We start from the raw sequence: 26,296 nt of genomic DNA, 5'->3' as shown, positions 1-26,296 counted from the left end.
CCGAGTGCTCCGGTCCTGTCACAGGTGATCGACAAACCCCCGGTCGCCGTCCTGCGCAGGGTTAGTGTCGCGCTCGGCGGCCACCCGGTCGTCACCGACCGTTGGCTTGGGGGAACCGCAGGATGCGCGCACTGCGAATACTTCTGATCGTCGTCGTGATCCTGGGCGGCCTCTTCGTGATCGCGGACCGCCTCGCCGTCGGCTTCGCGGAGGACGAGGCGGCGGACAAGCTCAGGACCACCGAGGGTCTGGCCACCACCCCGGACGTCTCCATCAAGGGCTTCCCGTTCCTCACGCAGGCCGCCGCCGGCGAGTTCGACGACATCGAGGTCGGTATCAAGGACTACGAGGCGTCCACCGGCACCGACGGCGACACGATCCGCGTCGACGACCTGAAGGCCGCGATGAAGGGCGTGACGTTCTCCGGCGACTACAGCTCCGCCACCGCGGCCTCCGCCAGCGGCACCGCGACCATCGGCTACGACGAGCTGCTCAAGGCGGCCAAGTCCGAGCCCACCCGGGTCGCGCCGGCGGTCAGGGCGCAGGTCGTGGGCCTGTCCGACGGGGGCAACGGCAAGATCGAGGTGAAGATCGACGCGACGGTCCTCGGCGTCAAGCTGCCCCGCCCGGTCGCCGTGCTCAGCTCGGTCAAGGTCGTCGACGGCGACACGGTGACGGTGCGCGCGGACTCGCTGCCCGACCTCGGCATCGACCTCGCCGAGACCGCGCTCCGCTCGATCACCGACTTCGACCAGACGATCGAGGAGCTTCCGGGCGGCATCCGGCTCGACAAGGTGCAGGCCGCGGGGGACGGTGTGGAGATCTCCGTGCAGGGTTCGAACGTCCGGCTGGCCGGGTAGGGCGACGTCCGGCGCACCCACGGTGTCCGGGAAGTGAGACGCGGTCGTCCGCACCGTAGATGTGACGCCGCGAACATGCGCCCGGGAGCCCGGCCGCGGCCGCCCTCAAGGCCTTCTCGTCCCGCATTCCGGACGATCGCATCTCACCATACGACACGGCGGTGACATGCCCCGCTGTCCGTCCCTACGATCGCAGCATGAAGCGACAGGCGGATCTCACGAAGCGGCGGGCAGTAGACCTGTGCCGCGTCGCCGCCATGCTCTGTCGCACCTTCTGAGCGGAAGCACCGGCTTCCGCATTCCCCCCCCCGCCCTGCCCAGGGCACCTGTGCGCTGCCTCGACAGACAAGCGCGCACCCTCTCACCTGCACGCCCCGCCGCAACTGCCCCGGAGGAGAAAGAGCATGAGCCGCAGCGACGTCCTGGTCGACGCCGACTGGGTCCAGGACCACCTGGACGACCCGAGCATCGCCGTCGTCGAGGTCGACGAGGACACCTCGGCCTACGAGAAGAACCACATCAAGAACGCCATCCGGATCGACTGGACCAAGGACCTCCAGGACCCGGTACGCCGTGACTTCATCGACCAGGAGGGCTTCGAGAAGCTCCTGTCGGCGAAGGGCATCGCCAACGACACGCTGGTGATCCTCTACGGCGGCAACAACAACTGGTTCGCCTCGTACGCCTACTGGTACTTCAAGCTCTACGGCCACGAGAACGTCAAGCTGCTCGACGGTGGCCGCAAGAAGTGGGAGCTCGACGCCCGCGAGCTGGTCGACGGCACCGAGGTGCCCGAGCGCCCGGCGACCGACTACAAGGCCCGGCCGCAGGACACGTCCATCCGCGCCTTCCGCGACGACGTGGTGGCCGCGATCGGCAGCCAGAACCTGGTCGACGTCCGGTCCCCCGACGAGTTCTCCGGCAAGCTGCTGGCGCCCGCCCACCTGCCGCAGGAGCAGTCGCAGCGCCCCGGCCACGTCCCGACCGCCCGCAACATCCCGTGGTCGAAGAACGCCAACGACGACGGCACCTTCAAGTCGGACGACGAGCTGAAGAAGCTCTACGCCGAGGAGAACGTCGACCTGGCCACGGACACCATCGCGTACTGCCGTATCGGCGAGCGCTCGGCCCTGACCTGGTTCGTCCTGCACGAGCTGCTCGGTGTCGAGAACGTCAAGAACTACGACGGCTCCTGGACCGAGTACGGCTCCCTGGTGGGCGTGCCGATCGAGCTCGGCGCCAACAAGTAATCCGACCGACCGACCCTTCAAGACCTCTTCAGGAGAACGAACATGTGTGGAGCGAAGGCCGGCGGCCCGGACCCCTCGACGATCAAGCCCGGTGAGACCACGATCCAGGGCCAGGTGACCCGCGACGGCGAGCCCGTCGTCGGATACGTGCGACTGCTCGACTCGACCGGCGAGTTCACCGCGGAGGTTCCCACCTCCGCGACCGGACAGTTCCGCTTCTACGCCGCGGAGGGCACATGGACCGTCCGCGCGCTCGTCCCCGGCGCCACCGCCGACCGCACCGTCGTCGCCCAGCAGGGCGGCCTCGCGGAGGTCGCGATCGCGGTCTGATCCAGACCTGACGTCCGAAGGGCCGCACCCACCGGGTTGGACACCCGGGTGCGGCCCTTCGGCCTGCCCAGAGCGTGCGGCGTCCGGCGGTCGGCCATGGGTGACCGCTGCGTCGGCCTACCCTGGAGGCATGTACGCACGGCGACGGCACGTGTACTTCGCCATGATGGGGACCTGCCTGGGTCTCTTCGTCCTGGCCTGGGGAGTCGTGCGCCTGTGGTCGGTTCCGGTGGCTGTCGGTATGTGCGTGGTCGCCATGGTGATCCCGCCCCTCGCCGCGATGGTCGCCAACCGCCGGGGCCCCGAGGACCGCTGGTGGGACGACCCCTCCGGCGACCCGAAGTCCGACGAGTGGTGGGACGAGCTGGACGGGAAGAAGCGGCGGCAGTAGGAAGGGCCGCATCCCCCACTCTCGGCTTCGCTCGAGCGGGGGACCCCCAAGCACGTCAGCGCCTCAGCGTCTCAGTAGACGAGCGCCTGCGTCTCGTCCCCCAGCGCCTCCTGCACGAACACCTGCGCCCCCGCGATCCGTACGCCCTCGATGACGTCCTTCTCCGTGATCTCCCGGCGGGCGGCGCACTGCGTGCACAGCGTGAGCCGGCCACCGGCCAGGATCGCCTCGATCAGATCCGGCAGTGGCGCGGCGTGCGGCAGCTCGAACTCGGCGGCACGGCCCGGCAGGGCGAACCACGAGGACTCTCCGGTCAGCCACAGGGAGACATCGACTCCGCTGGCCAGGGCCACGGCCGCCACCGTGAACGCCTGCGAGCAGCGCTCGGGGGCATCGGCCCCCGCGGTCACCTTGATCACGAGCTTCTTCGCCATGCCTGAATCGTAATCAACTCCCTTACAACTGCTTGCGTTGACCATGAGTCTCCTGTGAAGCGCGCATACGGAATGCGCATTCACGTTCTGTGGGGGACGTCTTGGAAGTACCCGAAGAAGCAGCGGACGTGCCGGACGCACCGGTCAGACCGCGCCGCCGCGGGCGCACGACGCTGCTGATCGCCGGCGCCGCCGTGCTCGGCCTGGTGGCCGGCACCTGCGCCGGCTACCTCATCCAGGCCGACCGCAAGCCCACAAAGCTGCCCTCGCTCTCGCAGCCGGCGCTCGCCCAGGCCGAGGGGAAGGGCCCCGAGCCGCTGTCGGCCGCACAGGACCGCCGGGTGAAGACCGACGGGGACCTGCGCAAGCTGCTGCTGAGGAAGCCGAGCGGGGCAACGGAGGCCGACTGGCTGGCCGCCGACGGCTGGATGAGCCTGGCCGGTTACGTCGGCAGCTTCAAGAGGCCGGGCGAGGCCTACTCCGATCTCGTCGGCGACGAGTTCCGCCGGGCGGCCGTCACCGGCTGGCGGGTCGGCAGGACGTACAGCGTGGAGATCCGGCTCATCCAGTTCCGGCAGGAAGAGGGCATGGCCGCCTCCGGCTCCAGCGACAACGGCCAGTACTGGGCGATGGACAAGGAGGCCACCGACAGCTGGACCATCCCCGGCACCGGGGACGGCATGGCGTACGTCCACACCCGGCCCGAGACGAAGCCGGGCTACCTGCCGCTGTACAGCGCCGAGGCGCAGGCCTGGCGCGGTGACATCGCGATGGAGATCTGGGTCAACGACAGCAAGCCGATCGCCAAGAAGACGATCATGGACCTGGCCAAGCGGCAGATGGAGCGCCTGTGAGCGAGAACCAGAGCGAGCCCGTCGAGCCCGTCGAGCCGGACGCGCCCGTCGAGCCGGGTGCGACTGTCGAGCCGGACGTGGCCGTCGCGTCCGACGTTCCCGGCGCGTCCGATGTTCCCGTCGTACCCGAGCCGCCCGGGAAGCGCATCCGCCGGGGGCGCCTCGCCGCCGTCGCCGGTTCCGTGCTGCTGGCGGGAGCCGTCGTCGCCGGGGTCGGCTACACCGTCGTGACCGTGGACGGTGCCGACCGCGACGCCGGCGCCCCGGTCTGGAAGTTCCCGAAGGCCAAGGCCAAGGCCGAGGCCGAGGAGACGAAGGCGGCGGCCCGGAAAGGCCTCGCCGGGGTGCTCGTTCCCTACGGCGGGACCGACGGCTGGAGCCGAGGGCCCGACCTCGGCGCATACGGCTCCGACGTCCAGCTCGACGGCGCCCGGGCCACGGCCCTGCAGAAGGAGTCCCTGAGCGACCTCCCCCGCTCCCAGCGCAAGCGGCTGGAGGAGAAGATCGACAAGCTGCGCATCCAGGGCATGGCGATGCGCAGCTACTACACCCACGAGGCCCGTGCCTACAACAACGAGGACATCGCCGCGGTGAGCATCAGGCTGGCCCAGATGGACAGCAAGGCCGCGGTCCGCAACATCTCGACGTTCCAGAACGAGTTCCTCGACGCCCTGGACGTCTTCCGCAAGGGCCCGGAGATCAAGGGCCACAAGAACGCCCGGTGCTTCCTGCCGCCCAAGGACGCCGACGAGGACCTCGACTCGATGTTCTGCTCCGCGTACGTGGGAGACATCCTGGTCACCGCCGCCGCGGACGGAGTGAAGCCACTCGACAGCAAGGAAGTCGCGTTGCTCCTGCGCACACAGCTCGACCGCATCGCGGAGCCGGGGGAGGCGGCATGACCGAGCAGCCGAGGGCCACGGACGAGACGCCGGAGCCGGAGCTCACCTCGCCGGTCGTCGTCGAGCAGCCGCAGACCGTGCTGCCCCCGCCGCCGGAGGCGCCGCCCTCCGCGCCGGCGCCCGCGGCGCCCAAGGACCGCCGAGTACTGCGTGCCGCCCTGCGCTGGACCGCCGCCGTCCTCGTCTTCGCGGCGGTCGGAACGGCGACGGCGTACGGGATCACGCGGATGGAGCGGACGGACGTACCGGGGCTGGCGACGGAGTCGGACGGGCGCTGGGACTTCCCCACGCTCACCAGGCCGCCGCTCCCGTCGGGCAGCCCCGCGCCCTTCGCCGAGTCGAACCCGGCGGGCGCGCACCACGCCGATCTGCGAGCCCTCCTTCTGCCCGCCCCGGAGGGAGCAACGCAGGACAAGGCGCTGAACGGCACGGACGGCTGGCTGGAGACGAAGGACTACTTGGCGGAATACGCGGTCAAGGAGGAACGGGACGAGCTCGGACAAAAGCTCGTCGACCATGGGCTCCGGCACATCGCCGCGCGCGGCTGGACCACCCAGGACGGCACCCGGACCCGCGTCTACCTGCTTCAGTTCGGCACGGCGGAGATCGCGGAAACCTTGTACGGCAGTGTCGTCTCCTACGACACCCCGGTGTACGCGGTGCGCGGCGCCGACGCGTCCTCCTTCGACGAGACGCTGACCCTGAGGTCCCGGGTCTCACACGTCGAGCGTTCCGTACAGGTCGAGTCCAAGCCGTACGGCGCCGAGCAGGTCCGACATGCCTACCTGGCCGCCGGTGACGTCGTCGCGGTGATCGTGCAGTCCCGCAAGGGCACCGCCCCCGCCGTCCCGTTCCACCAGACCGTGACCCTGCAGAGCCAGCTGCTCGGCTGACTTTGGCGTGGGTGTACCTCACGGACGGCCCCGGGTCCCGGCCGACTAAGCTGGGGCCCGGCCCTGTGTACCTACCGCACCACGCTCATCCCGAGGAGCACCCCGTGGAGATCTTCTTCGAAACCCTTCTGGCGCTGGTCTGCGTCGGCGTCCTCGCCTTCGCCGGACTGGCCGTGAAGAAGCTGTACCAGGGCCAGCGCTGACCCACGTCTAGGAACTTCTCCTCATGATCGAGATCCCCTCCGACCTCCACAAGGACCTCGTCCCCCTCGCCTTCCTGCTCGGCAACTGGGCGGGCGCGGGCGTGCACGACTTCCCCGGCGCCGAGAAGTGCAACTTCGGACAGGAGGTCGCCTTCACACACGACGGCCGGGACTTCCTGGAGTACCACTCCCACACCTGGGTGCTGGACAACGACGGGAACAAGGTCCGCCCCCTGGAGTCCGAGTCCGCTTTCTGGCGCATCGACGCCGACCGCAAGGTCGAGGTCACGATGACCCGCGACGACGGCGTCGTCGAGATCTGGTACGGCGAGCTGGCCAAGCAGAAGCCGCAGATCGACCTGGTCACGGACGCGGTCGCCCGCACCGCCGCCTCCGGCCCGTACACCGGCGGCAAGCGGCTCTACGGCTATGTGAAGAGCGACCTCATGTGGGTCGGTGAGAAGCAGACCCCCGAGGTCGAACTGCGCCCGTACATGTCCGCCCACCTGAAGAAGGTCGTCACTCCGGAGGACGTCGAACGCTGGGCCAAGGCCCTCCCGGACGACATGCCGGACGACGGGATCGCCTTCTTCAAGTAGCCATAGACTTTCCGGTGTGGTGAGCACCGACTGGAAGAGTGATCTGCGGCAGCGCGGCTACCGGCTGACCCCGCAGCGGCAACTTGTGCTCGAAGCCGTGGACACCCTGGAGCATGCGACCCCCGACGACATCCTCGTGGAAGTGAGGAAGACGGCGTCGGGGGTCAACATTTCCACGGTGTACCGGACCCTGGAGCTGCTGGAGGAGCTCGGTCTGGTCTCCCACGCCCACCTCGGGCACGGCGCCCCCACCTACCACCTCGCGGACCGGCACCACCACATCCATCTCGTCTGCCGCGACTGCACCGATGTGATCGAGGCCGATGTCGCGGTGGCCGCCGACTTCACCGCCAAGCTGCGCGAGACCTTCGGCTTCGACACGGACATGAAGCACTTTGCGATCTTCGGCCGGTGCAAGAACTGTCAGCTCAAGAGTTCAACTTCAAAGAGTTCAACTACCGAGTCGTAGGCTTGGTCATATGAAGAGCCCACTGCTGTCCCTGCCCGGCGCCGTCCCCGCCGAAGGCGTGGACGAAGGCGTCGCCGCCCACTACGGCGACCTGTTCCGCGAGCAGCGCGCCCTCGCCGACGGCACCGGCTTCGTGGACCTCTCGCACCGCGGAGTCATCACCGTCACCGGCGACGACCGGCTGAGCTGGCTGCACCTGCTGCTCACCCAGCATGTCAGCGAGCTGCCTTCCGGCCAGGCCACCGAGGCGCTGATCCTGTCCGCGCACGGCCACATCGAGCACGCGCTGTATCTCGTCGACGACGGCGAGACGGTCTGGGCGCATGTCGAACCCGGCACGCAGGACGCGCTGATCGCGTACCTCGAGTCGATGAAGTTCTTCTACCGCGTCGAGGTCGCCGACCGCACCGCCGACTTCGCGGTCGTGCACCTGCCCGCCGGTTCCATCGCCGAGGTCCCCGAGGGCGTCGTCGTCCGCGAGACGCCGTACGGCCGTGATCTCTTCCTCCCGCGCGCCGACCTGGAATCGTACGCCGAGAAGTCCGGCCCGCCGGTCGGGATCCTCGCGTACGAGGCCCTGCGCGTCGAGCAGCACCGCCCCCGCCTCGGCTTCGAGACCGACCACCGCACCATCCCGCACGAGCTGGGCTGGATCGGCACGGCCGTGCATCTGCAGAAGGGCTGCTACCGCGGTCAGGAGACGGTCGCCCGCGTCCAGAACCTGGGCAAGCCGCCGCGCCGGCTCGTCTTCCTGCATCTGGACGGCAGCGAGGTCCATCTGCCGGCGCCGGGCACGGAGCTCCGGGTCGCGGACGAGGCCCCCGACGGCCGCAAGATCGGCTTCATCACGACGTCCGTACGCCACCACGAACTCGGCCCGGTCGCCCTCGCCCTGGTCAAACGGAACGTACCGGTGGACGCGCCGCTCGTCGCGGACTCGACGGCGGCGGCCCAGGAAGTCGTCGTAGAGCCGTAGATCTGTCCCGGAGCTCTGGATCTGTCCTGGCGCCCTGGATACGCCTAGATCTCCAGCAGGACCGTGAACGGGCCGTCGTTCGTCAGCGAGACCCGCATCTTCGCGCCGAACCGGCCCGTCGCCACCGTCGCGCCCAGCGAACGCAGCTGGGCCACCACCTCGTCGACCAGCGGCTCGGCGACATCGCCCGGCGCCGCCGCGTTCCAGGTGGGGCGGCGGCCCTTGCGGGCGTCGCCGTAGAGCGTGAACTGGCTGATGACGAGGAGCGGGGCGTCGATGTCGCTGCACGACCTCTCGTCCGCCAGCATGCGGATCGACCAGAGCTTGCGGGCCAGTTGGGCCGCCTTCTCCTTGGTGTCCTCATGGGTCACCCCGACCAGGACGCACAGCCCCTCGCCCTCGATCGCCCCGACCGTCTCGCCGTCCACGACGACGCTCGCACCGTCCACCCTCTGCACCACTGCACGCATGCCGACCATCATGCCGTGCGCCCGCGTCGGCTCGTACGGGGCTTCTTTTTGATCCTTAACCCCCCATCTGGGGCCGATCGGGGGCACTCGGTCACATAGCGGCCACTTGGGGTGGCACGATGCTCCCACACGCCGGTCGAGGGGACGGTAGAGGCACATGAGCACACCGAGTACGGGGCAGCCGCCCGGGGCCGTCTCGTCGATCCGCGCGGAAGCTGTCCGCACGGGAGAGGTTCGCACGGGAGAGGTCCGCGCCGAGGAGATTCGGGCGGGGGAGGCGCACAGGGCGGAGATCCACGCGGGGGAGGTGCGCGCGGTAGAGGTCCGTGCGGGGGAGATCCTCGCGGGAGAGATCCCCTCGGACGGCTGGGAGGCCCCGCGGCCGCCCGTGCAGCGCACCGACAGCCCGCCGCTGCCCGCGGATCCGCCCGAGCACGAGCTGACCCTGCTGAGCCTGCCCGAGCTGCGCACCCTGCGCCGCGACGCCCAGCGGGACGAGGCCGACCTCAGCTACGTACGGCGGCTGCTCCAGGGCCGGATCGACATCCTGCGGGCGGAGCTGGCCCGCCGCGGGCCGAAGCCGGCCGCGGACACCGGCGTGGACCCGCAGGCGGAACCCGGGGCGGACCTGCGGGAGGGCTCCGTGGTGGAGCGTCTTCCGCAGATCCTGACCGACGCCCCGGCCCGCCACCGCTCCTCGGCCCGCCATGTGACACTCGGCACACCGCACAGCGAGGAGTACCGGCTGCTGGCCGCGGAGATGCTCGCCGAGGTCGAGCTCTCCGACCTGGACGCCCGTACCGACCCGGAGCTGAACTCCGCGATGGGGCGGCTGGTGCGGTACGAGCAGCAGGTGTCCCGGCGGCGGCAGCGGCTGCAGCGCACGGCGGACGACTGCAGCGCGGAGATCGCCCGCCGGTACCGTGAGGGGGAAGCTCAAGTCGACGACCTGCTCGTGTGAGGCGGCGGCCCGGCGATCCCGGGGCCCTTCCGGAGCGGGTCTCCTGATCTCCGGAAGGCCACCGCCGATGTCCGTGCCCGCCATACCCCCCGTTCTCGCCGAGGTCGTCCGCTCCGGGTTCGTCGAAGGGCGGCACCGGGGCAGCCTGGTCGTGCTGGACGCGGACGGGGCCGTGGAGCTCGCGCTCGGCGATGTGACGACGCCGGTCTTCCCGCGCTCCTCCAACAAGCCGATGCAGGCGGCGGGCGTGCTGCGGGCGGGCCTGGACCTGACGGGCGAGCGGCTGGCGCTGGCTGCCGCGAGCCACTCCGGCGAGGTCTTCCACCGGGATCTGGTGCAGAAGATGCTGGAGGAGAACGGCCTGATGGCCGACCAGCTGCAGTGTCCGCCGGATCTGCCCCTGGACATGGCGGAGAAGGAGACGTACCTGGCCTCCGGGGCGGTCCGTGACCGGGTGGCTATGAACTGCTCCGGCAAGCACACGGCGATGCTGGCCGCCTCCGCGCTGCGCGACTGGCCGCTCGACTCCTACCTGGACCCGGACCACCCGCTCCAGCAGCTCATCCGCGGGGTGGTGGAGGAGGCCGCGGGCGAGCGGGTCGCGGCGGTGGGCACGGACGGCTGCGGCGCTCCCCTATTGGCGATCAGCCTGACCGGCCTGGCCCGCGCCTACCGCTCCTTCGTCCTCGCCGCCCCCGGCACGGCCGAACGCCGGGTCGCCGACGCCATGCGCGCCCACCCCGAGTACGTCGCGGGCACCCGCCGTGCCGACACCTGGCTGATGCGCGAGGTCCCCGGCGCCCTGTCCAAGATGGGCGCGGAGGCGGTCCAGGCGGTGGCCCTCCCGGACGGCCGGTCCCTGGCCTTCAAGGTGGAGGACGGCGCGGCCCGGGCCCTGGGCCCGGTTCTCGCACGGGCACTGACCCTGATGGGCGTCGAGTCCCCGGTACTGGAGCACCTCGGCCGGACCCCGCTGCTGGGGGCGGGCCGGGAGGTGGGGGAGATCCGGCCGGCATTCTGAGGACGTTCGCTGCAAGTCAGCCCGTCCGGCGGCGTTCGAGGACGAGGGCGGCCGTCCCGATTCCCCGCCCACCCCGAGGGGGCTTGCCTGTCCGGGGCGGGCCGGCTGTACGCAGCCCGTCCGGCGTTTGAGGACGAGGCCCCTTCAGGGCCGAAGCGGGGGTCTGGGGGCGGCAGCCCCCATGGACGGGACGGGTAGGGGCGGCGGGGGCGAGAAAAATCCCCGCGACACCCACCCCCCACCGACCTACCGTGACCCCATGACCAGCCGCCCCCACATAGACGTACGCCCGATCACCGAAGCCGAGTTCACCGACTGGCTCCGCGCAGTCAACACCGGCTTCCTCCGCGAACCCACCCCCTCGAAGACCGAGCTCGAAGCCCGCCGCACCCAGTTCGCCCCGGGCCGCTACCTCGGCGCCTTCGACGGCGACCGCTGCGTCGCGACGTTCAGATCCTTCGCGCAGGAGCTCACGGCAGTGGGCGGCACCCCCGTCCCGGCGGACGCGATCACGGGCGTCACGGTCACCGCCACACACCGCCGCCGCGGCCTGCTCACCCGCATGATGGCGCAGGACCTGGCAGCCGCGAAGGAACGCGGGGACGTCGTGGCGACGCTGATCGCCGCCGAGTACCCGATCTACGGCCGCTACGGCTTCGGCCCGGCCACCTGGATGACCGAGTGGACCGTCGACGTCCCCCGCTCCGGCCTCGACCCGCGCCGCGCGGCCCCGGACGACGGCGGCCGTATCGACCTCCTCGACGCGGAGGACGTCCGCAAGCTCGGCCCCGACCTGCACGAGCGGCTGCGCCGCACCCAGCCGGGCGCCGTCAGCCGCGGGGAGTGGTGGTGGCACGTCAACACGGGCGCCGTACGCATCGGTTCGTCGTGGAAGGAGCCCTTCTACGCCGTGTACCGCTCGGCGGACGGTGAGGTCGAGGGCATGGCGTCGTACGAGGCGGACGACAACTGGCAGGACAAGCAGCCGCACAACACGGCGGTGGTGAACTGGCTGATCGCCACGCGTCCGGCCGCCGAGCGTGCCCTGTGGCACTACCTGTGCTCGATCGACTGGGTGACGAAGGTCAAGAGCGGCTGGCGCGGCCCCGACGACCTGCTTCCGGACTTCCTGCCGGACCCGCGGGCAGCGAGGGTCACCGAGCAGGCGGACTGGTTGTGGGTGCGGATCCTCGACGTCGTACGGGCCCTGGAGGCGCGGACGTACGACCGTGAGGCGTCCCTGGTGCTGGAGGTCACCGACGCGGCCGGGCTGGCCGACGGCCGTTACCTGCTGGAGGCGTCGGCGCAGGGCGCGTCCTGTACGCCGACCACGCGGAGCGCCGACCTCACGCTGGACGTCGTTGAGCTCGCCGGCGTCTGGCTGGGCGGCGAGTCGGTGCTGCGGCTGGCGGCGCTCGGCCGGGTGCGGGAAGAACGAGCGGGCGCCGCCCGTGAGGCCGACGCCCTGCTGCGTGCGTCCGGGCGACCTTGGTGCCCGGACATGTTCTGAACGCTCCTTCCTGCCGGAGATGCTGACCGTGGTCCTGCGATGTTCATCCGTAGCTGTGCCTGTTCAGTTGTGACTGTGCGCCTGTCATTGAGTTGTGGCTGTGCCCGGGTACCTGCCTCGGTACCCGCGTTGTTCAGTTGTGGCTGCGCGGTGGTGCGGACCGAACGGGCTCCCGGCTCCCCTCCGGAAGGGAGCCCGATCAGCCGGAGTGGGCGAGCAGCATGACGAGGACGACCGCTCCGATCCCGCCGATTGCCACGCTCTTGGCCTTGTAGCCGATGGTCAGCGCGATGAAGGCGACGATGCCCATCGCGCCGTACTTCCACTGCACGAGCTGTTCGAAGCCGACGGCGAGCGCGGCGATCGCGATGGCGATGAGTGGCATGGCGGTCCTCCTCTCCCCTTCGGGATGACAGTTCCTGACTGTCACTCGATGGCCAACCTTGTGAAAGTTTGACCACGTTGCTCAAGTTGGCGACCAACTCCACTGCAGTTATCTCCACTTGGAAGCGTCTCATAACCACCTTCTTTGGAACTGACGAAAGATGGCGGGAAGTTGTAGTGTTTGGTCGTGGACCCGAAGAGTGCTTCCGTCAATGGGCGGACGAGGTCACAGCGGCCACAGACGTCACACCACGAGGTGGCCGACGAACTGCGCGCCCGGATCCGGTCCGGTGCGCTGCAGCCTGGCCAGCGCATGCCCACGCAGGCCCAACTGGCGGACGAGTTCGGCGTCGAGCGAGGTGCGGTCCGTCAGGCCCTGCGCATCCTGCAGTCGGAGCACCTGCTGACCAACGTGTCCAAGGGCAGCCCCGCGACCGTCGCCCCCGACCTGGGCTTCGGCAGAGCGCTGACCGGCCCCGAAGCCCCGCCCCTGCCCACCACGGTGGCTCTGGCGCCCCGCATTGCGACCGCCTTCGCGTCCTCGCACGTCGAGATCGACGCTCTCTGCCTGACGTCGGTCTCCCTCACGCTCGCGGTCGGTGAACCCTTGCGCCGGATCCACGCCGGGGAGCTGAAACCGGCCAAGGTCGACTTCCGCGTACTGCTGCCGAGCCGTGACATCGACCTCGCCTTCCCGGCGCCGGTCGACCCCTCGGTGGACGGCAGGCTGCAGCGCCGCTGGCTGGCCCAGCGCAACGCCCAGGGCCAGGTGCTCCGCCACAACCTGCTGGCCCTGCGGGCCACGCACGGCATCGACGTGCACATCTCCTTCCGCGCGCTGCCGTTCACCCCGCCGGTGAAGCTGTACCTGCTCAACGGCGCGGAGGCGCTCTTCGCGTACTACACGCTGAGGCGGCGCGAGGAGGAGATCGACCACGAGCAGCTGGAGATGTACGACGCCGAGGGCACCCAGTCGATGCTGTTCGCCTTCGAGCAGGGGGCCGGGCTGCGGGACACGACGTTCGTGGAGCAGTCGCACCTGTGGTTCAACGCACTGTGGGAGACGATCAGTTCGGAGCTGGTGCTCACGAGCTGATGTCTCCCACAGTGGCTGACCAGGGCTCTCGTCACTCATAGGGCGGGCCCCGAGACCAGCAGGGCGAGCACGACAGCCCCGACGGAGCTGACGGCGGGGCTGTTGGCCTTGATGCCGATGGTGAGCAGGAGCAGGCCGATGATCCCGGTGACGCCGTACTTCCACTGGACGGTCTGCTCGATGCCGACGACGAAGACGGCGGAGAGGAGGGCGATGGCAGGCACGATGGTTCCCCCTTCGGGCTTCCGGGGCGGGCGGTCGTGGGGGTGGTGCGATGAGGAGGCAAAACTTCCGCCAACTCACCCAAGTTGGCAACCAACTCTGAAGTAGTTGTCCCCACTTGGTCCCTAGTCATAAACAACTTCCAAATAACTCCCCATAGATGGATCAGGGTTGTAGCGTTTGGTCGTGGCCCAGGAGAACGTGGCAGTGAACGGCAGCAGAAGGCTCTCCGCTCAGGAGATCGCCGAGATCCTGCGGGAGCGCATCCGTGTCGGGGATCTCAAGGCCGGCGACCGCCTGCCCACCCAGGCGGAACTCGCCGAGGAGTTCGGCGTGGAGCGCGGCACCGTCCGCCAGGCCCTGCGGGCACTTCAGGAGGACGGCCTCCTCAGCAACGTCAGCAAGGGCAGCCCGCCCCGTATCGCCGAACCGGCCCCGGCGAGGTCCGAGCCGCAGCCGACGATGGTGGGGCTCGCGCCACGGCTGGCGGAGGCGTTCGCCGCGCCCCAAGTGCGGGTCGACGCCGCCTGTCTCACCGCCGAGACCCTGATGCTCGCCCTCGGCGAGCCGATCCGCCTGATTCACGAAGGCCGTATCCGCCCGGAGTCGATCGACGTCCGCATCCTGCTCCCCTCCCGCGACATCTCCCTCGCCTTCCCGGTACCGGTCGAGGGCCGCGGCGGGGACGACCCGGTCCACCAGCGCTGGCTCGCCCAGCGCAACGCCCAGGGCCATGTCCTCAAGCACAACCTCCAGTCCCTGCGCTCCACGCACGGCATCGACGTCCGCGTCACCTTCCGCGCGCTGCCGTTCACCCCGCCGGTGAAGCTGTACCTCCTCAACCAGGAGGAAGCCCTGATCGCGTACTACATGATCACGCGCCGCGAGGAGTTCACGGACAGCGGCACGATGGACATGTACGACGTCCTCGGCACCGAATCCCTCCTCTTCTCCTTCGAGAAGCGCACCGGCCAGCGCGACGCCGCGTTCGTCGACGAATCCCAGCGTTGGTTCGACGCCCTCTGGGAAACCATCACGACGGACCTGACACTCTCTTAGTGACCTCTGATACGACGCAGACTGAACCGGTGACCGCACAGACCGAGAGCGACATCCAGAAGCTCCGGGAACTGATCGCACGTGCCCGTGTCGTGCTCTGGGACTTCGACGGGCCGATCTGCAGCCTGTTCTCCGGGCACTCGGCGGAGCGGGTGGCGACAGAACTGGTGGAATGGCTCGAGGGACGCGGACTGCACGGCCTGCTGACCGAGGACGAACGGGAGTCCCTGGACCCGCACGTCGTGCTGCGCGCCGTCGACCGCCGCCATCCGGGCAGTGATCTGGTCACGGAGCTGGAGGAACGTCTCACCCAGGAGGAACTGCGGGCCGCGTCCTCGGCGATGCCGACCGCGTACGCCGACCCGCTGATCCGCACCTGGACGGCTGTGGGCTCCCGCTTGGCCGTCGCCACCAACAACTCACCGCGCGTGGTCCGCAAGTACCTGGCGAGTCGCGGTCTCGTTTCCTGCTTCGTCCCGCACATCTACGGCCGCACCCAGGACCTCCAGCATCTGAAGCCGGACCCCCATTGCCTCAATCGTGCTCTGAGGGCGACGGGTACGGCCCCTTCTGCCTCCTTGATGATCGGCGACGCACCCTCGGACCACGAGGCCGCCCTTCAGGCCGGGGTGCCGTTCCTCGGCTACGCGCGTAATGAACGGAAAGCCAAGCTTTTGAAGGCTGCCGGAGCCGATGTCGTGGTCGGTTCCCTGGAGCCGCTGCTGCGGATGCTCCGGCCGTAGACCGACGTGCGTCGTCCTTCGGCATCTTCTCCTCGGCGCGGGCATGCCACAGCGCCGCCACGGACGCGGCCAGCCCGAGAACCCCGCCGATGAGCTGGATCACGTCGCCGATCTCGAACGTGCCACCAAGTGCCTGGAGTGCCACGTAAGTCCACCCCCTGTGCCCTACGGTGAACCAGGCAACTGGACTATGCAGTTGCCTGGTTGACGGCCTGCTTCAGGCATGCCCGCTCAACTTGATCCGTTAACAGGCAAGTTGACTGGACTGCTTGCCTGACCGGATCTGGTTTGCTTGCCGGTCGACAGCGGTAGGTACCTTGTGTGACTGCCAAGGGACGTGGTGACGGCAAGGCCTTCCGTCAGGTGTCCGAGGAGCTGCGGCTCCGGATGGTCGACGGGACGTACTCGCTGGGAGCCGATCTGCCCTCACAGCGTGATCTGGCCACCGAGTTCGGAGTCTCCCGGGACACCGTGCAGCGCGTGATCCAGGAGCTCGCCAACGAAGGCTGGATCGAGAACCGGCAGGGCCGCAGGGCGCGCGTCATCAAGCACCAGCGCATCCAGTCCAAGACGGCCAGGGCCACCCGGTCGCGTCGGCCCATGACGCTCGGCCCGCTCATCAGCGAGGCGTTCGAGCGGCCCGAAGTCAACCTGGACGTCTACACCTTGACGTCCGAGTCCCTGGACGCGCACATCCGCCTCCAGGCGGAGCGGATCCGGGCCGGCGACATCGAGCCCGAGCGGGTCCGGCTGCGTGTGCTGCTGCCCTCGGAGTCGCTGGAACAGCCCTATCCACGGGCCAGTGACCCCAAGGACGACACGCGGCTGCGGGACCGTCTGCGCCACATCACCAAGCGGCACACGGAGTCGCTCCACCAGGTGCTGAGGGATCTGCAGGCCGAGAAGCTGGTGTCCGTGGAGCTGGAGATCCGTCATGCCCCGCTGACGCCGACCTTCAAGCTCTACGTGATCAATGAGGACGAGGTACTGCACGGCCTGTACCAGGTCCTCGAACGTGATCTGGTCCTCGACAGCGGGGACGAGATCAGGGCGCTGGACGTGCTCGGTCTCGGCGCCACGCTGACGCACCACGTGCGGGACGCCGATCCCGACTCGTCCGGTTCCATCTTCGTGGAGACGCACCGGCAGTGGTTCGACTCCGTCTGGAACCTTCTGGCCGAGTAACCGGGCAGGGCGCGCGGGGCGCGCGGGGAAGGTCGCGGGAGCATTTGGCGCCGTACTGTAGGCTGCGCGCACCGACTGAGCAAACGCTCGCCTTCGTTCGTATGAAGGGGCTGACAAGCCACCATCGAACGAGTTCTCGCAGGTTTGACACAGAAGGGCGGCAAACCGCCCGGTGCGGCCACGCACCGCCCCCGCACGGGCCAGTCTGTCGTGCGTAGCACGATGCACATGCTTACTTTTGCCACACCTCCCCATCTCGTACCCGGAGCGGCCAGTGGGCGCACCTCCTCTTCCCCGTCCCTTTCCCGGGGAGCGCGCCACGCCCGACGCCGCGTACCGGGACTTCGTGGGGATGGCGCGACAGCTGGGCCAGGCGAGCAGAGGCCACCACAACCAGAACTACGTGCTGCCGCTGACGGAGACCACGGCACGACTCCTCGGCCGTGAGCCCGGCACCTCCGTGACCGTGCGGATTCGGCGCCCCGAGGCGCAGGCACTGCCCGTGGTGATCAGGACGTGGCAGGACGAGGCGGAGATCCTCGGTGCCATCAAGGGCTTCCTGCCGCATGTGCCGGAGTGCCTCGTCCGGCTGGACGACTTCGCGATCCACAGCTATGTGGAGGGCGTACCGCTCTCCACCGTCTGCGGGAACGGCAAGCCCGTGGACTCCCTGCTCATCAGGGCGCTCGCGGACCTGCTTGCGCAGATGACCCAGGTACGGAGGGTGGCTCTGCCGCCCCTGCCGCACGGGTGGCCCCGCAACGACATGGACAGCCGGGGGTTCCTGCACACGCTGGTGCATCTCGCGGACAGGCAGATCAAGCAGCCCAACTGGGGGGGATTCGGTGGGCTGTTCGCCGCGCTCGGCATCCCCGAGGACGCCCTGGCCCAGCTGGCCGAGCGGGTCCCCGCCATGGCCAGGCGGCCGTACAGCCTGCTGCACGCAGACCTCCATCGCGACAACCTGATCGTCTCGTACGGCGGCGTCCCGCCCCTCATCTGCGTCGACTGGGAGCTGGCCACCTACGGCGACCCCCTGCACGACCTCGCCACGCACCTCGTACGCATGCGGTACCCGTCCCACCAGTGGGCCGAGGTCGTCGACGCGTGGGCGCACGCCATGCAGCAGGTCCGCCCGGCGGCGGTCAACGGCCTGGCCAGGGATCTGAGCCACTACGTCGCCTTCGAGCGGGCCCAGTCCGTCTACCCGGACATCATGCGCGCGGCGAGATCGCTGGAGGAATCGTTCACCCAGAAGAGCCTGGACGAAGCGACGGCGGAGGTGCGCCGGGCTCTGGAGGTGGGGCAGGGGCCGCTGCGGCTCCGGAGCGTACCGAGTGAGGGCGAGATCGAGGGGGCCCTGTTCCGGTGGCTGGCATCGCGCAGCGGGGGCCGTTACGGCGACCGGGGCTGGATCGCCAGGGCCTTCGACTGGAAAGCGGACCGCCGTGTCTCCGAGCACCCCGCGTTTCCGGCCTGGGCCCTGCGCAAAGCCCTGCTCGCGGAGGGAGCGGCCCCGGCCGGCCGGGTGTTCAAGGGCACCGCGCACCTGAACACGGTCGTCCGGGTGGAGGGCGTCGACTTTCCGGTGGTCGTTCGGCGGAAGCTGCCGGAGGTCTGCCGCCGGGAGCGCAGCTTCCTCAGTGAGCACGCCGTGCTCCGGGCCATTGAGGAGGCGGCGATCGCCGTGGCGGCGCCACGGATCCTTGCGCTCGGGGAGAGCTACCGGGACGATCGTTTCGCCATCCACACATATGTCGGACCCCGTGACATCGACAAGCCCCCCAACCACCCGGTTCACGGCCTGCTGCCGCACGAAGCGGACGCGCTCGTCGACCAGCTCCGCGCGCTGACATGGGTGAACTACAAGGCACTCGATCCGGCTGCCGGCGAGGGAGGTTTCTACTCCTGGCTGAGCGAGCAACTCGTCCTCCTGGTCGGCGACTTGCCGAAGGAGTCGCAGCAGCTGGCCCGGCTGCTCGGGCTGCCCGACGCCCGTCGGCTCCGGCAGATCCTGTCCCGGCACGAGGTGAGCCACCGCAAGCCCGCACTGCTGCACGGCGATCTGAATCCATGGAATCTCGTGCGCCGGGACGATGACCTGGCGCTGACCATCATCGACTGGGAGATGGCGGTGGTCGGCGACCCACTGTACGACCTGGTCCGGCACATGCACCTCACACCGACCCGGCCGGAAATCCGCGACCGTATGTTCGGCCGCTGGGCACGCCTGCTGCCCTCCGACTACACCGCCGACTGGCAGAAGGACTGGCGTGTGTACCGGTGGATCGAGATCGTGCGGTCCGCGTACGTGGATCTCGACCGACTGGTGACCGGCGCAAGCCTGGACGCTCCCAACGTCCGCCGCGCTGTGGACTCCTACGCGATGACGCTGGCGGCAGCCACCGGCTCACTCGGCCTTCCGAGCCGTCCGACCGCGAATCCCTATCTTGCCCGCGCACTGGCGTAAGAGGAGCATGACTGCACCGGATTCCGGGTGGCTCAGGGGCATATGACGCTCCGTCGGGTGGCAGGCGTGAGGGGGGTGAGCGCATGTCCGAGCGGGCGAACGGATCGGCCGAGGCCGGGTTGGGGCGGCGGTTGAGGCGCTTTCAGGAGCGTTTCGAGCCGCTGGTGACCCGCGTCCTGCTGCTCGGGATATTCGCCACCGGGCTGACCGCCCAGTTCATCAAGCCCGTTGGGGACGCCCTGGAGGGCAAGGCGTATCTCGGCGGTGCGTTGCTCAGCCTCGTCGGATACGTCCTGTACGACCAGGTGAAGGAGCTGTCCTCGTCGGTCAGGGCGCCGGCTCGCGCTCTGGTGAACTCCAGCCAGCTGGGCAGTTTCGTCAGCCAGGCCTTCCAGACGCGAAGCGTGGAGATCAGCTTCCTCGGCTACACCGGCGAGACCCTGTACAACGCGCTCTACCACCGCCTTGAAGACCTGCTCGACCATGCAGGGCCCACCCGGCGCGTCTCGATCCGCATGCTGGTGCCGGACTTCGGGCAGCCGATGACCGTGCCGTCCAAGGTCGGCGACGAGGGCAGGCCGGAGGACGACGAAGAGTTCCGCAAGCGCATGGAGCAGCGTTGCCGGGAGTACGACAACATCCTGTCGGAGCTCGCCGAGCGGCTCAACGCCATGGGCAGGCTGACCGTCCAGTGCGAGTACCGCCTGTATCCCGGCATCCCGCGCGACAAGATCTGCATCTTCAACCGCGAACTGGTCCTGCACGGTCTTTACGACGTGTCCGCGCGCATGAGGCTGCACCACATGGGCGACGAGTACTACGACCCCAAGGGATACAGAACCGACCTCAACGTGTGGTCCCGGGAGGGAACGGCCGCCGCGGAAGCTGCCGTTTCCACCTGGAACAAGCATTTCAACGATCTCTGGGCGCTCGCAAAGAGGCCCGGGTGGCGGCAACAGACCACGCCGTGAAGCCGGAGGCGCGCCGCGTACCCTCGCACTCATGAGTGAGCCGGGGCTGCGTGAGCGCAGGGTGGCGGGGCGGGCCCCACGGGCTGACGGGCGCCTCCGCCGTTCCCGGTCATGTGGAGGCGCCCGTGGCCGGGCTCAGAGGGTGTCGAGGAGGGGGATCAACTGTTCTTCCTCGTACGTCAGATGGGCCGCCAGCTCCACCGTCAGCCGTTCGACCTCGGCGCGGGTGGTGGACGGGGCCGTGGCCTCCGCGGTCACGGTGCGGCGCAGGTCCTCGACGAGGACGGCGATCCGCTCGTGCTCCTCGCGCAGACGGGCAAGCACGGGGGCGGCCTCCGGGTGACGGCCGGCGAGCAGCGGGAACATGCCCCGGTCCTCGCCGGTGTGGTGGTTGTGCAGGCCCTGGCAGAAGGTCAGGCAGTTGACCCGCAGCTGGACACCCAGCGGAGCGCCGCCGCCCTCCCGTCCGACGGCCATCTCCTGCCTGATCAGGGCGAGTTCGCGGCGGAGAGCGTCGTGCACCACCTTGATCGCCTCGCCCATGGAGCCGGCGTCGATGGTCGGCGGGCCGTCGTGCGCGATCTCGTGCAGGGCGACCACGGGGATCACCCGCTGCGTCTTCTCCTGGTACGCGGCCCAGCCCGGATCGCCCTCCACGGCCCGTGCGAAGACCCGGTCGCGCGCCTCGCCCTCCAGGACGACGGCGCGCGCCTCGTAGGTGAACGCGCCGCTTTCGACGGTGACCCGGGGATGGGCGAGGAGGTTGCGGAACCAGTCGGGGTGCCGGGGGGAGCCGCCGGCCGAGGCGATGACGAGAATGCGGCCGTCGCCGTCCGGGAGGTAGGCGACGGGGGTGGTGTGCGGGGTGCCCGTGCGTGCGCCGGTGGTGGTGAGCAGGATCAGCCGGGCGTTCTCGAAGGGGCCGCCGAGGCGGCCGCGGTGGGTGCGGAACTCGTCGATGATCTGTTGGTTGAAGTCGTCGGGCATGAGGTGCTGTGTCGTCTTTCTCTGTCGTCCTGCGGTCGCTGGATTCCGTGGAAGGGGGAAGGCGAAGAGAAAGAGGCGGACCCCTGGCCCGCGGCGGCCTCACTCAGAGGCCGGGCACCCAACTCGCTCACGGCACAAGGCCGACCCGGCAGTCATGGAACGGACGGTAGCGTCCCTCGTACGACCGACGCCACCGACTTCCGGGGGGACCTCGATGCTGCTCTTCCTCGACGTCGACGGGACGCTGCTCCCCTTCGGGGCGGATCGGCCGTACCCGCTGTACGAGGCGCCCGCCACCGCGTCCGCCGGGTCCGCCGAGCACCCCCTGCTGGCCCGTATCGACCCGGCGCTCGGCCCGCGGCTCGCCGCGCTGGGCTGTGCACTGGTGTGGGCCACGACCTGGATGGACGACGCGAACGCGTACGTCGCCCCCTGGCTGGGCCTGCCCCCGCTGCCGCTCGTGGACTGGCCCGACGAGGACGAGCCGCCGGGCGGTCTGCACTGGAAGACCCGCCCCCTGGTCGACTGGGCGGCCGGCCGCCCCTTCATTTGGCTGGACGACGAGATCACCGGCAGGGACCAGGCGTTCACGCAGGCCCATCACCCCGGGCGGGCCCTGCTGCACCGGGTGGACCACCGACTCGGGCTCACCGAGCGGGACTTCGGTGTGCTGGAGGCGTGGCTCGGCTGAATCGGGCCGACTTGGGGCGCAAGTGCGCGCACGCGGCAACCTCCGTGTCCGCAACGGCCTCTTCCTCCACAGACACCCCAGACCACCCGACTCCGGGACCATCTGCCCCGGACTCACAAGCGAAGAGGACAACGCAGAGTGCGAAAGACTCTTGCGGTACGGACCGTCCTGGCCATCACGCTGGCGGGCGCCACGTTGGTTCCCGCGGCCCCCGCCTTCGCGGACGACCCGCCCGCCGGGGCCGACCTGCGCGCGGACGTCGACCGCGACGGCAACGTGGATGTCGCGGGCGACACCGACAACGCCGGTGAGGACGGCTGGAACACCGCCCGGGGCGCGGTGTTCCTCCCCAACATCGACGACGACACCAAGCGGTGCAAGTCCACCGGCCCCGGCGGCAGAAGACTGTCCGACGCCAAGCTGGCCAAGTGCAACGACGCCGCCGACACCAAGGTCAACGGCACGGCGGACGCCGCCGACCTGGCCCGGCTGCGCACCGTTGCGATGTCCGCACTCGGCGACGGCGCCACCGGCATCGTCAAGGTCACCGGCGCCGGCGCGAAGTACACGCGGCTGTTCGTCAAGCGCGCCGGCGGCTGGACCGTCGTCAAGCCGACGACCCGGCTGTCCGCCGGTGAGCTGCGCGACGGGGTGGAGCTCGGCATCGAGGGCAAGGACGTCGTACGCGACAAGGCGGTGTGGGACGGCACCGCGGTCGTCAGCCTGAAGGTCAGCCCCGGCGACGGCGGGGCGGCCACCACCGACAGCGTCACCCTGCACGCGGCCCCGCTGCTCACCCATCACCACCTCCAGCAGACGCAGCGGGTCCTGGTCACCGAGCTGCGCGGCAACTCCGGCTACGAGCGCACCCAGCGGAAGTTCGTCAAGACGCTGGAGAGGAGGGTCGCGCAGGCGGGCATCAGCACACCGCTGGTGAAGTTCAAGAACAGCGCGGAGGGCGACATCTGGGCGCAGGACTTCCTGGAGCCCGGATATGTGACCATGGCCGGCCCCGGCGGCACGCCGCAGGGCATGCGGGTCATGATCCGCTCGGCGCAGCCGGACCGTCCGGCCGGACGCGAGGTGTTCGAGACGCTGCGCGGACGCGATGTGGGCGGGGTGCAGGTCAAGCTGGGCCGCGGCGTCCAGAGCTCGACCCTCGACTCCATGGGCAACCTGGAGACCATCCCGCCGTACGCGCACAACGGCCGGTCCTACCCGGCCGGGCGCATCATCATGGGCGAGCAGAAGAACGTCCACCTCAAGCCGGTCAAGGCGATGCGGACGATGCTGGCTTCGCAGGGCATGCAGAACCCGCTGCTGCTGGACACCTCATGGCTGCACGTGGGCCACGTCGACGAGTTCGTCCAGTTCCTGCCCGCCGACACCCCGCGCGGCTGGCGGATCGCCGTCGCCGACCCCGACGCGGGCATGCGGCTGCTCAAGGACGCGAAGGCCGCGGGCCACGGCTCGGCCAAGATGTTCTCCTTCAAGGGCACGGCCGACACGCCCGCGCCGAGGGAGACCATCAACCAGGTGCTCGCCAACCGCAAGATCGTCGCGGACAACGCCCTCGCCGCACGGCGCATCGCCGCCAACCTGAAGACCCTCAAGCGGGAGACCGGCGTCACCGACGCCGAGGTGGTCCGGGTGCCCGCACTGTTCACCCGTGGCTCCTTCGAGGGGGGCGACCTCACACGGACACCGCGGCTGACCCGGCTCGGCGCGTCTGCCGGTGCCCTGGACGCCGTACGGGAGTACGGCCAGCAGCGGAACCTGCGGGGGGCGGCCGCTGCCGCCCCCGTGATGACCAGCGCATACATACCGGGCGCCGTCAACGGCGTGGTCCTCGGCAAGGACCGCTACCTCGCGCCGAAGCAGTGGGGTCCGGTGATCGGCGGCAAGGACATCTTCACCGAGGCGGTCAACTCCGTGTACCGCTCGGCGGGGATGCGGATCTCCTACATCGACGACTACGAGACGTACCACCTCGGCATGGGCGAGGTGCACTGCGGCACGAACACGCTGCGGGACATCTCGTCCCCCTGGTGGAAGCGCTAACCGGCACTCATCACCACCACGCGCCCGCCGCACCCGCAATGCGGCGGGCGCGCGTCGTTGCACCGAACGGTGGGATCAGCGAGCCGACGCACGCCGCTCGTAGACTGTCACCCGTCGTCCGCGGACCTGCTCGTCGGCCACTGCCGTGAAGTACTGCCTCAGCACGGAGACCTTCGTCCTGTCCCGCTCTGCCGTCACCGGCCTCGCCACCCGGGGCGTGTCCGTCACCAGCAGGATCCGCTGCTGGGCCAGCATCGCCGCACGGATCCGATCCGGGTTCGCCTCCACGCCTTTCAAGGTCCCGGACTTCTCCGGGCTCTGCGCCAGAGCGATGTCCCGCAGTCCCGAAAAGGCGCTCGGGGAAACGGATTTGGTGTCCCGGCGCGCCGACGGGACGAAGAGCACGGCGTTCCCGGTCTCTTTCAACCGCCGCACGTCCGACGTCACCGCCACCACGTCGTCCACCCGGCTCGACGGGGACCGCTTGGACAGCGACTGCGGCAGCAGCGCCACCATCGCTACGGCTACCACCGCGGGGAGAATCCACATCGACGCTCCGGGGCGCCGGGGCCTCACTGCCTCTATGGCCGAGCCAATCACCGTGCCGATCAGCAGCGCCAGTCCCAGCAGACTGAAGAGAACGTACCGGTCCAGGAACAACGGCTGGATCAGAGAAAGACCGATGAGACCGATCTGCGGCACGGCCAGCAACGGCAGTCCGACGGCTGCCACCGACAGCCGGCCTGCCCGGGGCCGATCCAGGAGTGCGCCGACTCCGCCGATGAGCAGCAGGACCGCCGGGCCTATCAGCATGTGCCAGGTCAGCGGCGGTATCCAGGATATCTGGGCGGACTGGCCCCGGCTGAAGAGGATCAATGGCAGCACACTTGCCGTGGCGGCCACAGAGGCTGTCGCCCAGCGTGTCCACACGTCGCGCCCGGCCCGGGTCCACATCAGAGTCGCCAAGTGCGCCGGCAGAATCATCAGTGAGAGCCAGTTCATCAGGCCGCTCAGCAGGACTGTGCCGCCGTAGGCAACCCAGTACGCCCCATGGACCCGCTCCTGCAGCACGGTCACGAGGAGCAGGGTGGACATCCCGGCGCCGGCTGCGACAAGTGCGTACGGCCGCCCCTCCTGAAGATAGAACTGCACGGCCGGAAGCAGCCCGAACGCCATCCCTCCCGCCAGGCCCACCCACACGCCGGCCAGCCGGTGGCCGATGACTCCCACGCACCCCGCCGCCACTGCCGTGGCGAGCACCGAGGGCAGCCGCAAGGTGGTGGTGCTGGGCCCGAAGCATTCGAACAGCGCGTGCATCAGCAGGTAGTAGCAGCCGTGCACGACGTCGACGTTCCCCAGCATGTGCCAGATCTCAGCCGTGGAGCGCCGGGCCACCTGCCAGGTCGCGGCCTCGTCCCGCCACACACTGCCCTGCCGGGCCAGGCCCCACAGGCCGAGGGACACGGTCCACAGCATCGGTATCAGCCAGCCGAGAACGCCGCGACGCTGCAGGACAGTTGGCGTGGCCCTGGACTCCGTGACGACCTCGGAGGAACGGGACGACGAACGCAGGACGTGGGCTATGTGCATGAAGGAGGGCTTCCGGAGCGGCTGTTGAACAGGACGAAGGGAAGGTGGCGCGAAGTGGTGGTGGAGTGAAGGCCACTCGTCACCCGCGCGTCGTGTGCACCGTAAGTCCCCCCGTGTGCCGCCCTGTTGAAGCCGACCTGATCACGGCACAGCATATCCCGTCTCTTTTTGGCCAACGCATCCAGGGTGAATGACCGAAACGCGCGCAACCAACTTCCGTTGAAATCCCTCTACGCGCGATTAGCGCTTCGATGTAGCTGACACTGGTTGGTGCACAGACATCGCCGAGTTGACTAGGTCACATGGTTTTCGGTTGCGACGCGGCTACTCCTTGCATAATGATCTTGGCTTGTTCGGACCAGGCCAAGATGAAAAGGGGATTCATCCATGAACAAGAAGACCGGTATTAAGGCGGCCGTGGTGACCGCGGGCCTCCTGTTTGCCGCGGCCACTCCGGCGCTTGCGACCACCGTCGACGTCGGCGGCGGCAGGTGGAGTTACGACGAGGGCGCCAACACGGCGTGGTCGAACTACAAGCACCCGAGCAAGCAGCACTCGTCCTCGGTGAAGATCGGCCGGACGACCTTCGCCAGCGGTTGTGCCTCCGCGGGCAACTGGTCCCTGGCTTCGGGGACGAAGAACGGCGGCTCGATCAGCTACTACTACAAGACCTCCTGCTAGGTCTCTGGTCGCATCGCGAGAGCTGTGGAGGCG

Annotated in this window: 29 protein-coding genes; 22 read left to right on the top strand and 7 right to left on the bottom strand. The window is 69.3% G+C overall.

Annotated elements, in window-relative coordinates:
- Positions 1-122 precede the first annotated feature (122 nt).
- The 4 genes from F7R91_RS35545 (at position 123) to F7R91_RS35525 (ending at position 2,831) form a co-directional block, all read left to right on the top strand.
- Positions 123-860: an LmeA family phospholipid-binding protein gene (locus tag F7R91_RS35545; RefSeq protein ID WP_150956800.1), complete on the top strand. Its 738-nt coding sequence runs from the start codon at positions 123-125 to the stop codon at positions 858-860.
- A 404-nt stretch (positions 861-1,264) separates the two neighbouring features.
- The gene (locus tag F7R91_RS35535) at positions 1,265-2,110 is read left to right on the top strand and encodes a sulfurtransferase (RefSeq protein ID WP_150956797.1); all 846 of its coding nucleotides are present in this window, start codon (positions 1,265-1,267) and stop codon (positions 2,108-2,110) included.
- Positions 2,111-2,152: 42 nt separating this feature from the next.
- Positions 2,153-2,440, top strand: coding sequence for a DUF1416 domain-containing protein (locus tag F7R91_RS35530; RefSeq protein WP_150956794.1), 288 nt, complete (start codon positions 2,153-2,155; stop codon positions 2,438-2,440).
- A 100-nt stretch (positions 2,441-2,540) separates the two neighbouring features.
- Positions 2,541-2,831, top strand: a complete 291-nt coding sequence (locus tag F7R91_RS35525; RefSeq protein WP_225320983.1) for a DUF3099 domain-containing protein — start codon at positions 2,541-2,543, stop codon at positions 2,829-2,831.
- A gap of 71 nt (positions 2,832-2,902) precedes the next feature.
- Here F7R91_RS35525 and F7R91_RS35520 read toward each other — a convergent pair whose 3' ends face one another.
- Entirely contained in the window at positions 2,903-3,265 is a 363-nt protein-coding gene (locus tag F7R91_RS35520; protein WP_150956788.1) for a DsrE family protein, read from the bottom strand.
- Positions 3,266-3,393: 128 nt separating this feature from the next.
- Here F7R91_RS35520 and F7R91_RS35515 point away from each other — a divergent pair, with 128 nt between their 5' ends.
- The 6 genes from F7R91_RS35515 to ygfZ all read left to right on the top strand — a co-directional run bounded on the left by F7R91_RS35515 (position 3,394) and on the right by ygfZ (position 8,161).
- Positions 3,394-4,119: a hypothetical protein gene (locus F7R91_RS35515; protein WP_225320982.1), complete on the top strand. Its 726-nt coding sequence runs from the start codon at positions 3,394-3,396 to the stop codon at positions 4,117-4,119.
- Positions 4,116-5,021, top strand: a complete 906-nt coding sequence (locus tag F7R91_RS35510) for a hypothetical protein (protein ID WP_225320981.1) — start codon at positions 4,116-4,118, stop codon at positions 5,019-5,021. The genes F7R91_RS35515 and F7R91_RS35510 overlap by 4 nt, the downstream gene beginning before the upstream one ends.
- The gene (locus tag F7R91_RS35505) at positions 5,018-5,914 is read left to right on the top strand and encodes a hypothetical protein (protein ID WP_225320980.1); all 897 of its coding nucleotides are present in this window, start codon (positions 5,018-5,020) and stop codon (positions 5,912-5,914) included. Before F7R91_RS35510 ends, F7R91_RS35505 begins: the two co-directional genes overlap by 4 nt.
- Positions 5,915-6,140: 226 nt before the next feature.
- The gene (locus F7R91_RS35495; protein WP_150956779.1) at positions 6,141-6,716 is read left to right on the top strand and encodes an FABP family protein; all 576 of its coding nucleotides are present in this window, start codon (positions 6,141-6,143) and stop codon (positions 6,714-6,716) included.
- A 16-nt stretch (positions 6,717-6,732) separates the two neighbouring features.
- Positions 6,733-7,185: a Fur family transcriptional regulator gene (locus F7R91_RS35490; protein WP_150956777.1), complete on the top strand. Its 453-nt coding sequence runs from the start codon at positions 6,733-6,735 to the stop codon at positions 7,183-7,185.
- Between the two features lie 10 nt (positions 7,186-7,195).
- Entirely contained in the window at positions 7,196-8,161 is a 966-nt protein-coding gene (gene ygfZ / locus F7R91_RS35485; protein ID WP_150956774.1) for a CAF17-like 4Fe-4S cluster assembly/insertion protein YgfZ, read from the top strand.
- Between the two features lie 44 nt (positions 8,162-8,205).
- Here the strand turns inward: ygfZ and dtd are convergent, their stop codons facing one another.
- Entirely contained in the window at positions 8,206-8,631 is a 426-nt protein-coding gene (gene dtd / locus F7R91_RS35480; protein ID WP_150956771.1) for a D-aminoacyl-tRNA deacylase, read from the bottom strand.
- Positions 8,632-8,722: 91 nt separating this feature from the next.
- Positions 8,723-8,914, bottom strand: coding sequence for a hypothetical protein (locus F7R91_RS44440; protein ID WP_408056093.1), 192 nt, complete (start codon positions 8,912-8,914; stop codon positions 8,723-8,725).
- Positions 8,915-8,968: 54 nt separating this feature from the next.
- Here F7R91_RS44440 and F7R91_RS35475 point away from each other — a divergent pair, with 54 nt between their 5' ends.
- From F7R91_RS35475 to F7R91_RS35465, 3 genes are all read left to right on the top strand, one after another.
- Positions 8,969-9,592 (top strand): RsiG family protein, encoded by a 624-nt coding sequence (locus F7R91_RS35475; RefSeq protein ID WP_408056092.1) that lies wholly within the window; start codon positions 8,969-8,971, stop codon positions 9,590-9,592.
- A gap of 67 nt (positions 9,593-9,659) precedes the next feature.
- Entirely contained in the window at positions 9,660-10,613 is a 954-nt protein-coding gene (locus F7R91_RS35470; protein ID WP_150956768.1) for an asparaginase, read from the top strand.
- 259 nt (positions 10,614-10,872) lie between these two features.
- Positions 10,873-12,123, top strand: a complete 1,251-nt coding sequence (locus F7R91_RS35465) for a GNAT family N-acetyltransferase (RefSeq protein ID WP_150956765.1) — start codon at positions 10,873-10,875, stop codon at positions 12,121-12,123.
- A 199-nt stretch (positions 12,124-12,322) separates the two neighbouring features.
- Here F7R91_RS35465 and F7R91_RS35460 read toward each other — a convergent pair whose 3' ends face one another.
- Positions 12,323-12,508, bottom strand: a complete 186-nt coding sequence (locus F7R91_RS35460; protein ID WP_150956762.1) for a hypothetical protein — start codon at positions 12,506-12,508, stop codon at positions 12,323-12,325.
- 180 nt (positions 12,509-12,688) lie between these two features.
- On the opposite strand from F7R91_RS35460, the gene F7R91_RS35455 reads away from it, so the two are divergent.
- On the top strand, positions 12,689-13,603 hold the full coding sequence (locus F7R91_RS35455; RefSeq protein WP_150956759.1) for a winged helix-turn-helix domain-containing protein: 915 nt from the start codon (positions 12,689-12,691) through the stop codon (positions 13,601-13,603).
- Between the two features lie 35 nt (positions 13,604-13,638).
- Here the strand turns inward: F7R91_RS35455 and F7R91_RS35450 are convergent, their stop codons facing one another.
- Complete coding sequence (locus F7R91_RS35450) at positions 13,639-13,827, bottom strand: hypothetical protein (protein ID WP_150956756.1); 189 nt, start codon at positions 13,825-13,827, stop codon at positions 13,639-13,641.
- 178 nt (positions 13,828-14,005) lie between these two features.
- Here F7R91_RS35450 and F7R91_RS35445 point away from each other — a divergent pair, with 178 nt between their 5' ends.
- The 5 genes from F7R91_RS35445 to F7R91_RS35425 all read left to right on the top strand — a co-directional run bounded on the left by F7R91_RS35445 (position 14,006) and on the right by F7R91_RS35425 (position 20,253).
- Positions 14,006-14,884 (top strand): GntR family transcriptional regulator, encoded by an 879-nt coding sequence (locus F7R91_RS35445; RefSeq protein ID WP_150956753.1) that lies wholly within the window; start codon positions 14,006-14,008, stop codon positions 14,882-14,884.
- Entirely contained in the window at positions 14,833-15,627 is a 795-nt protein-coding gene (locus tag F7R91_RS35440) for an HAD family hydrolase (protein ID WP_150956750.1), read from the top strand. The genes F7R91_RS35445 and F7R91_RS35440 overlap by 52 nt, the downstream gene beginning before the upstream one ends.
- A gap of 321 nt (positions 15,628-15,948) precedes the next feature.
- Positions 15,949-16,812, top strand: coding sequence for a winged helix-turn-helix domain-containing protein (locus tag F7R91_RS35435; protein WP_150956747.1), 864 nt, complete (start codon positions 15,949-15,951; stop codon positions 16,810-16,812).
- 352 nt (positions 16,813-17,164) lie between these two features.
- Complete coding sequence (locus tag F7R91_RS35430; protein WP_150956872.1) at positions 17,165-19,282, top strand: phosphotransferase family protein; 2,118 nt, start codon at positions 17,165-17,167, stop codon at positions 19,280-19,282.
- Positions 19,283-19,365: 83 nt separating this feature from the next.
- Entirely contained in the window at positions 19,366-20,253 is an 888-nt protein-coding gene (locus F7R91_RS35425; protein WP_150956744.1) for a hypothetical protein, read from the top strand.
- Positions 20,254-20,388: 135 nt separating this feature from the next.
- Here F7R91_RS35425 and F7R91_RS35420 read toward each other — a convergent pair whose 3' ends face one another.
- Positions 20,389-21,240, bottom strand: a complete 852-nt coding sequence (locus F7R91_RS35420; RefSeq protein WP_150956741.1) for a nitroreductase/quinone reductase family protein — start codon at positions 21,238-21,240, stop codon at positions 20,389-20,391.
- 214 nt (positions 21,241-21,454) lie between these two features.
- Here F7R91_RS35420 and F7R91_RS35415 point away from each other — a divergent pair, with 214 nt between their 5' ends.
- Both F7R91_RS35415 and F7R91_RS35410 read left to right on the top strand, forming a co-directional pair.
- Positions 21,455-21,931, top strand: coding sequence for an HAD domain-containing protein (locus F7R91_RS35415; protein WP_150956869.1), 477 nt, complete (start codon positions 21,455-21,457; stop codon positions 21,929-21,931).
- A gap of 138 nt (positions 21,932-22,069) precedes the next feature.
- Complete coding sequence (locus tag F7R91_RS35410; protein ID WP_150956739.1) at positions 22,070-23,992, top strand: protein-arginine deiminase domain-containing protein; 1,923 nt, start codon at positions 22,070-22,072, stop codon at positions 23,990-23,992.
- A 75-nt stretch (positions 23,993-24,067) separates the two neighbouring features.
- On the opposite strand, the gene F7R91_RS35405 is transcribed toward F7R91_RS35410, so the two are convergent.
- The gene (locus F7R91_RS35405; RefSeq protein WP_191971789.1) at positions 24,068-25,468 is read right to left on the bottom strand and encodes a glycosyltransferase family 39 protein; all 1,401 of its coding nucleotides are present in this window, start codon (positions 25,466-25,468) and stop codon (positions 24,068-24,070) included.
- A 501-nt stretch (positions 25,469-25,969) separates the two neighbouring features.
- Between F7R91_RS35405 and F7R91_RS35400 the strand changes: the two genes are divergently transcribed.
- Complete coding sequence (locus tag F7R91_RS35400) at positions 25,970-26,263, top strand: lactococcin 972 family bacteriocin (protein WP_150956736.1); 294 nt, start codon at positions 25,970-25,972, stop codon at positions 26,261-26,263.
- The last annotated feature ends 33 nt before the right edge of the window (positions 26,264-26,296 follow it).

This window comes from Streptomyces luteolifulvus (assembly GCF_008806595.1).
Classification (GTDB): domain Bacteria; phylum Actinomycetota; class Actinomycetes; order Streptomycetales; family Streptomycetaceae; genus Streptomyces; species Streptomyces luteolifulvus.
Note: the sequence above shows the minus strand (reverse complement) of the source record. Positions and strands in the feature narration are given on the sequence as shown.

Coding starts and splice junctions, on each gene's coding strand:
- F7R91_RS35400 (WP_150956736.1), top strand. CDS start 25,970: ATGAACAAGAAGACCGGTATTAAGGCGGCCGTGGTGACCGCGGGCCTC.
- F7R91_RS35465 (WP_150956765.1), top strand. CDS start 10,873: ATGACCAGCCGCCCCCACATAGACGTACGCCCGATCACCGAAGCCGAG.
- F7R91_RS35520 (WP_150956788.1), bottom strand. CDS start 3,265: ATGGCGAAGAAGCTCGTGATCAAGGTGACCGCGGGGGCCGATGCCCCC.
- F7R91_RS35495 (WP_150956779.1), top strand. CDS start 6,141: ATGATCGAGATCCCCTCCGACCTCCACAAGGACCTCGTCCCCCTCGCC.
- F7R91_RS35470 (WP_150956768.1), top strand. CDS start 9,660: ATGTCCGTGCCCGCCATACCCCCCGTTCTCGCCGAGGTCGTCCGCTCC.
- F7R91_RS35420 (WP_150956741.1), bottom strand. CDS start 21,240: ATGCCCGACGACTTCAACCAACAGATCATCGACGAGTTCCGCACCCAC.
- F7R91_RS35430 (WP_150956872.1), top strand. CDS start 17,165: ATGGCGCGACAGCTGGGCCAGGCGAGCAGAGGCCACCACAACCAGAAC.
- F7R91_RS35405 (WP_191971789.1), bottom strand. CDS start 25,468: ATGCTGTGGACCGTGTCCCTCGGCCTGTGGGGCCTGGCCCGGCAGGGC.
- F7R91_RS35460 (WP_150956762.1), bottom strand. CDS start 12,508: ATGCCACTCATCGCCATCGCGATCGCCGCGCTCGCCGTCGGCTTCGAA.
- ygfZ (WP_150956774.1), top strand. CDS start 7,196: ATGAAGAGCCCACTGCTGTCCCTGCCCGGCGCCGTCCCCGCCGAAGGC.
- F7R91_RS35425 (WP_150956744.1), top strand. CDS start 19,366: ATGTCCGAGCGGGCGAACGGATCGGCCGAGGCCGGGTTGGGGCGGCGG.
- dtd (WP_150956771.1), bottom strand. CDS start 8,631: ATGCGTGCAGTGGTGCAGAGGGTGGACGGTGCGAGCGTCGTCGTGGAC.
- F7R91_RS35415 (WP_150956869.1), top strand. CDS start 21,455: ATGCTGCTCTTCCTCGACGTCGACGGGACGCTGCTCCCCTTCGGGGCG.
- F7R91_RS35545 (WP_150956800.1), top strand. CDS start 123: ATGCGCGCACTGCGAATACTTCTGATCGTCGTCGTGATCCTGGGCGGC.
- F7R91_RS35505 (WP_225320980.1), top strand. CDS start 5,018: ATGACCGAGCAGCCGAGGGCCACGGACGAGACGCCGGAGCCGGAGCTC.
- F7R91_RS35535 (WP_150956797.1), top strand. CDS start 1,265: ATGAGCCGCAGCGACGTCCTGGTCGACGCCGACTGGGTCCAGGACCAC.
- F7R91_RS35530 (WP_150956794.1), top strand. CDS start 2,153: ATGTGTGGAGCGAAGGCCGGCGGCCCGGACCCCTCGACGATCAAGCCC.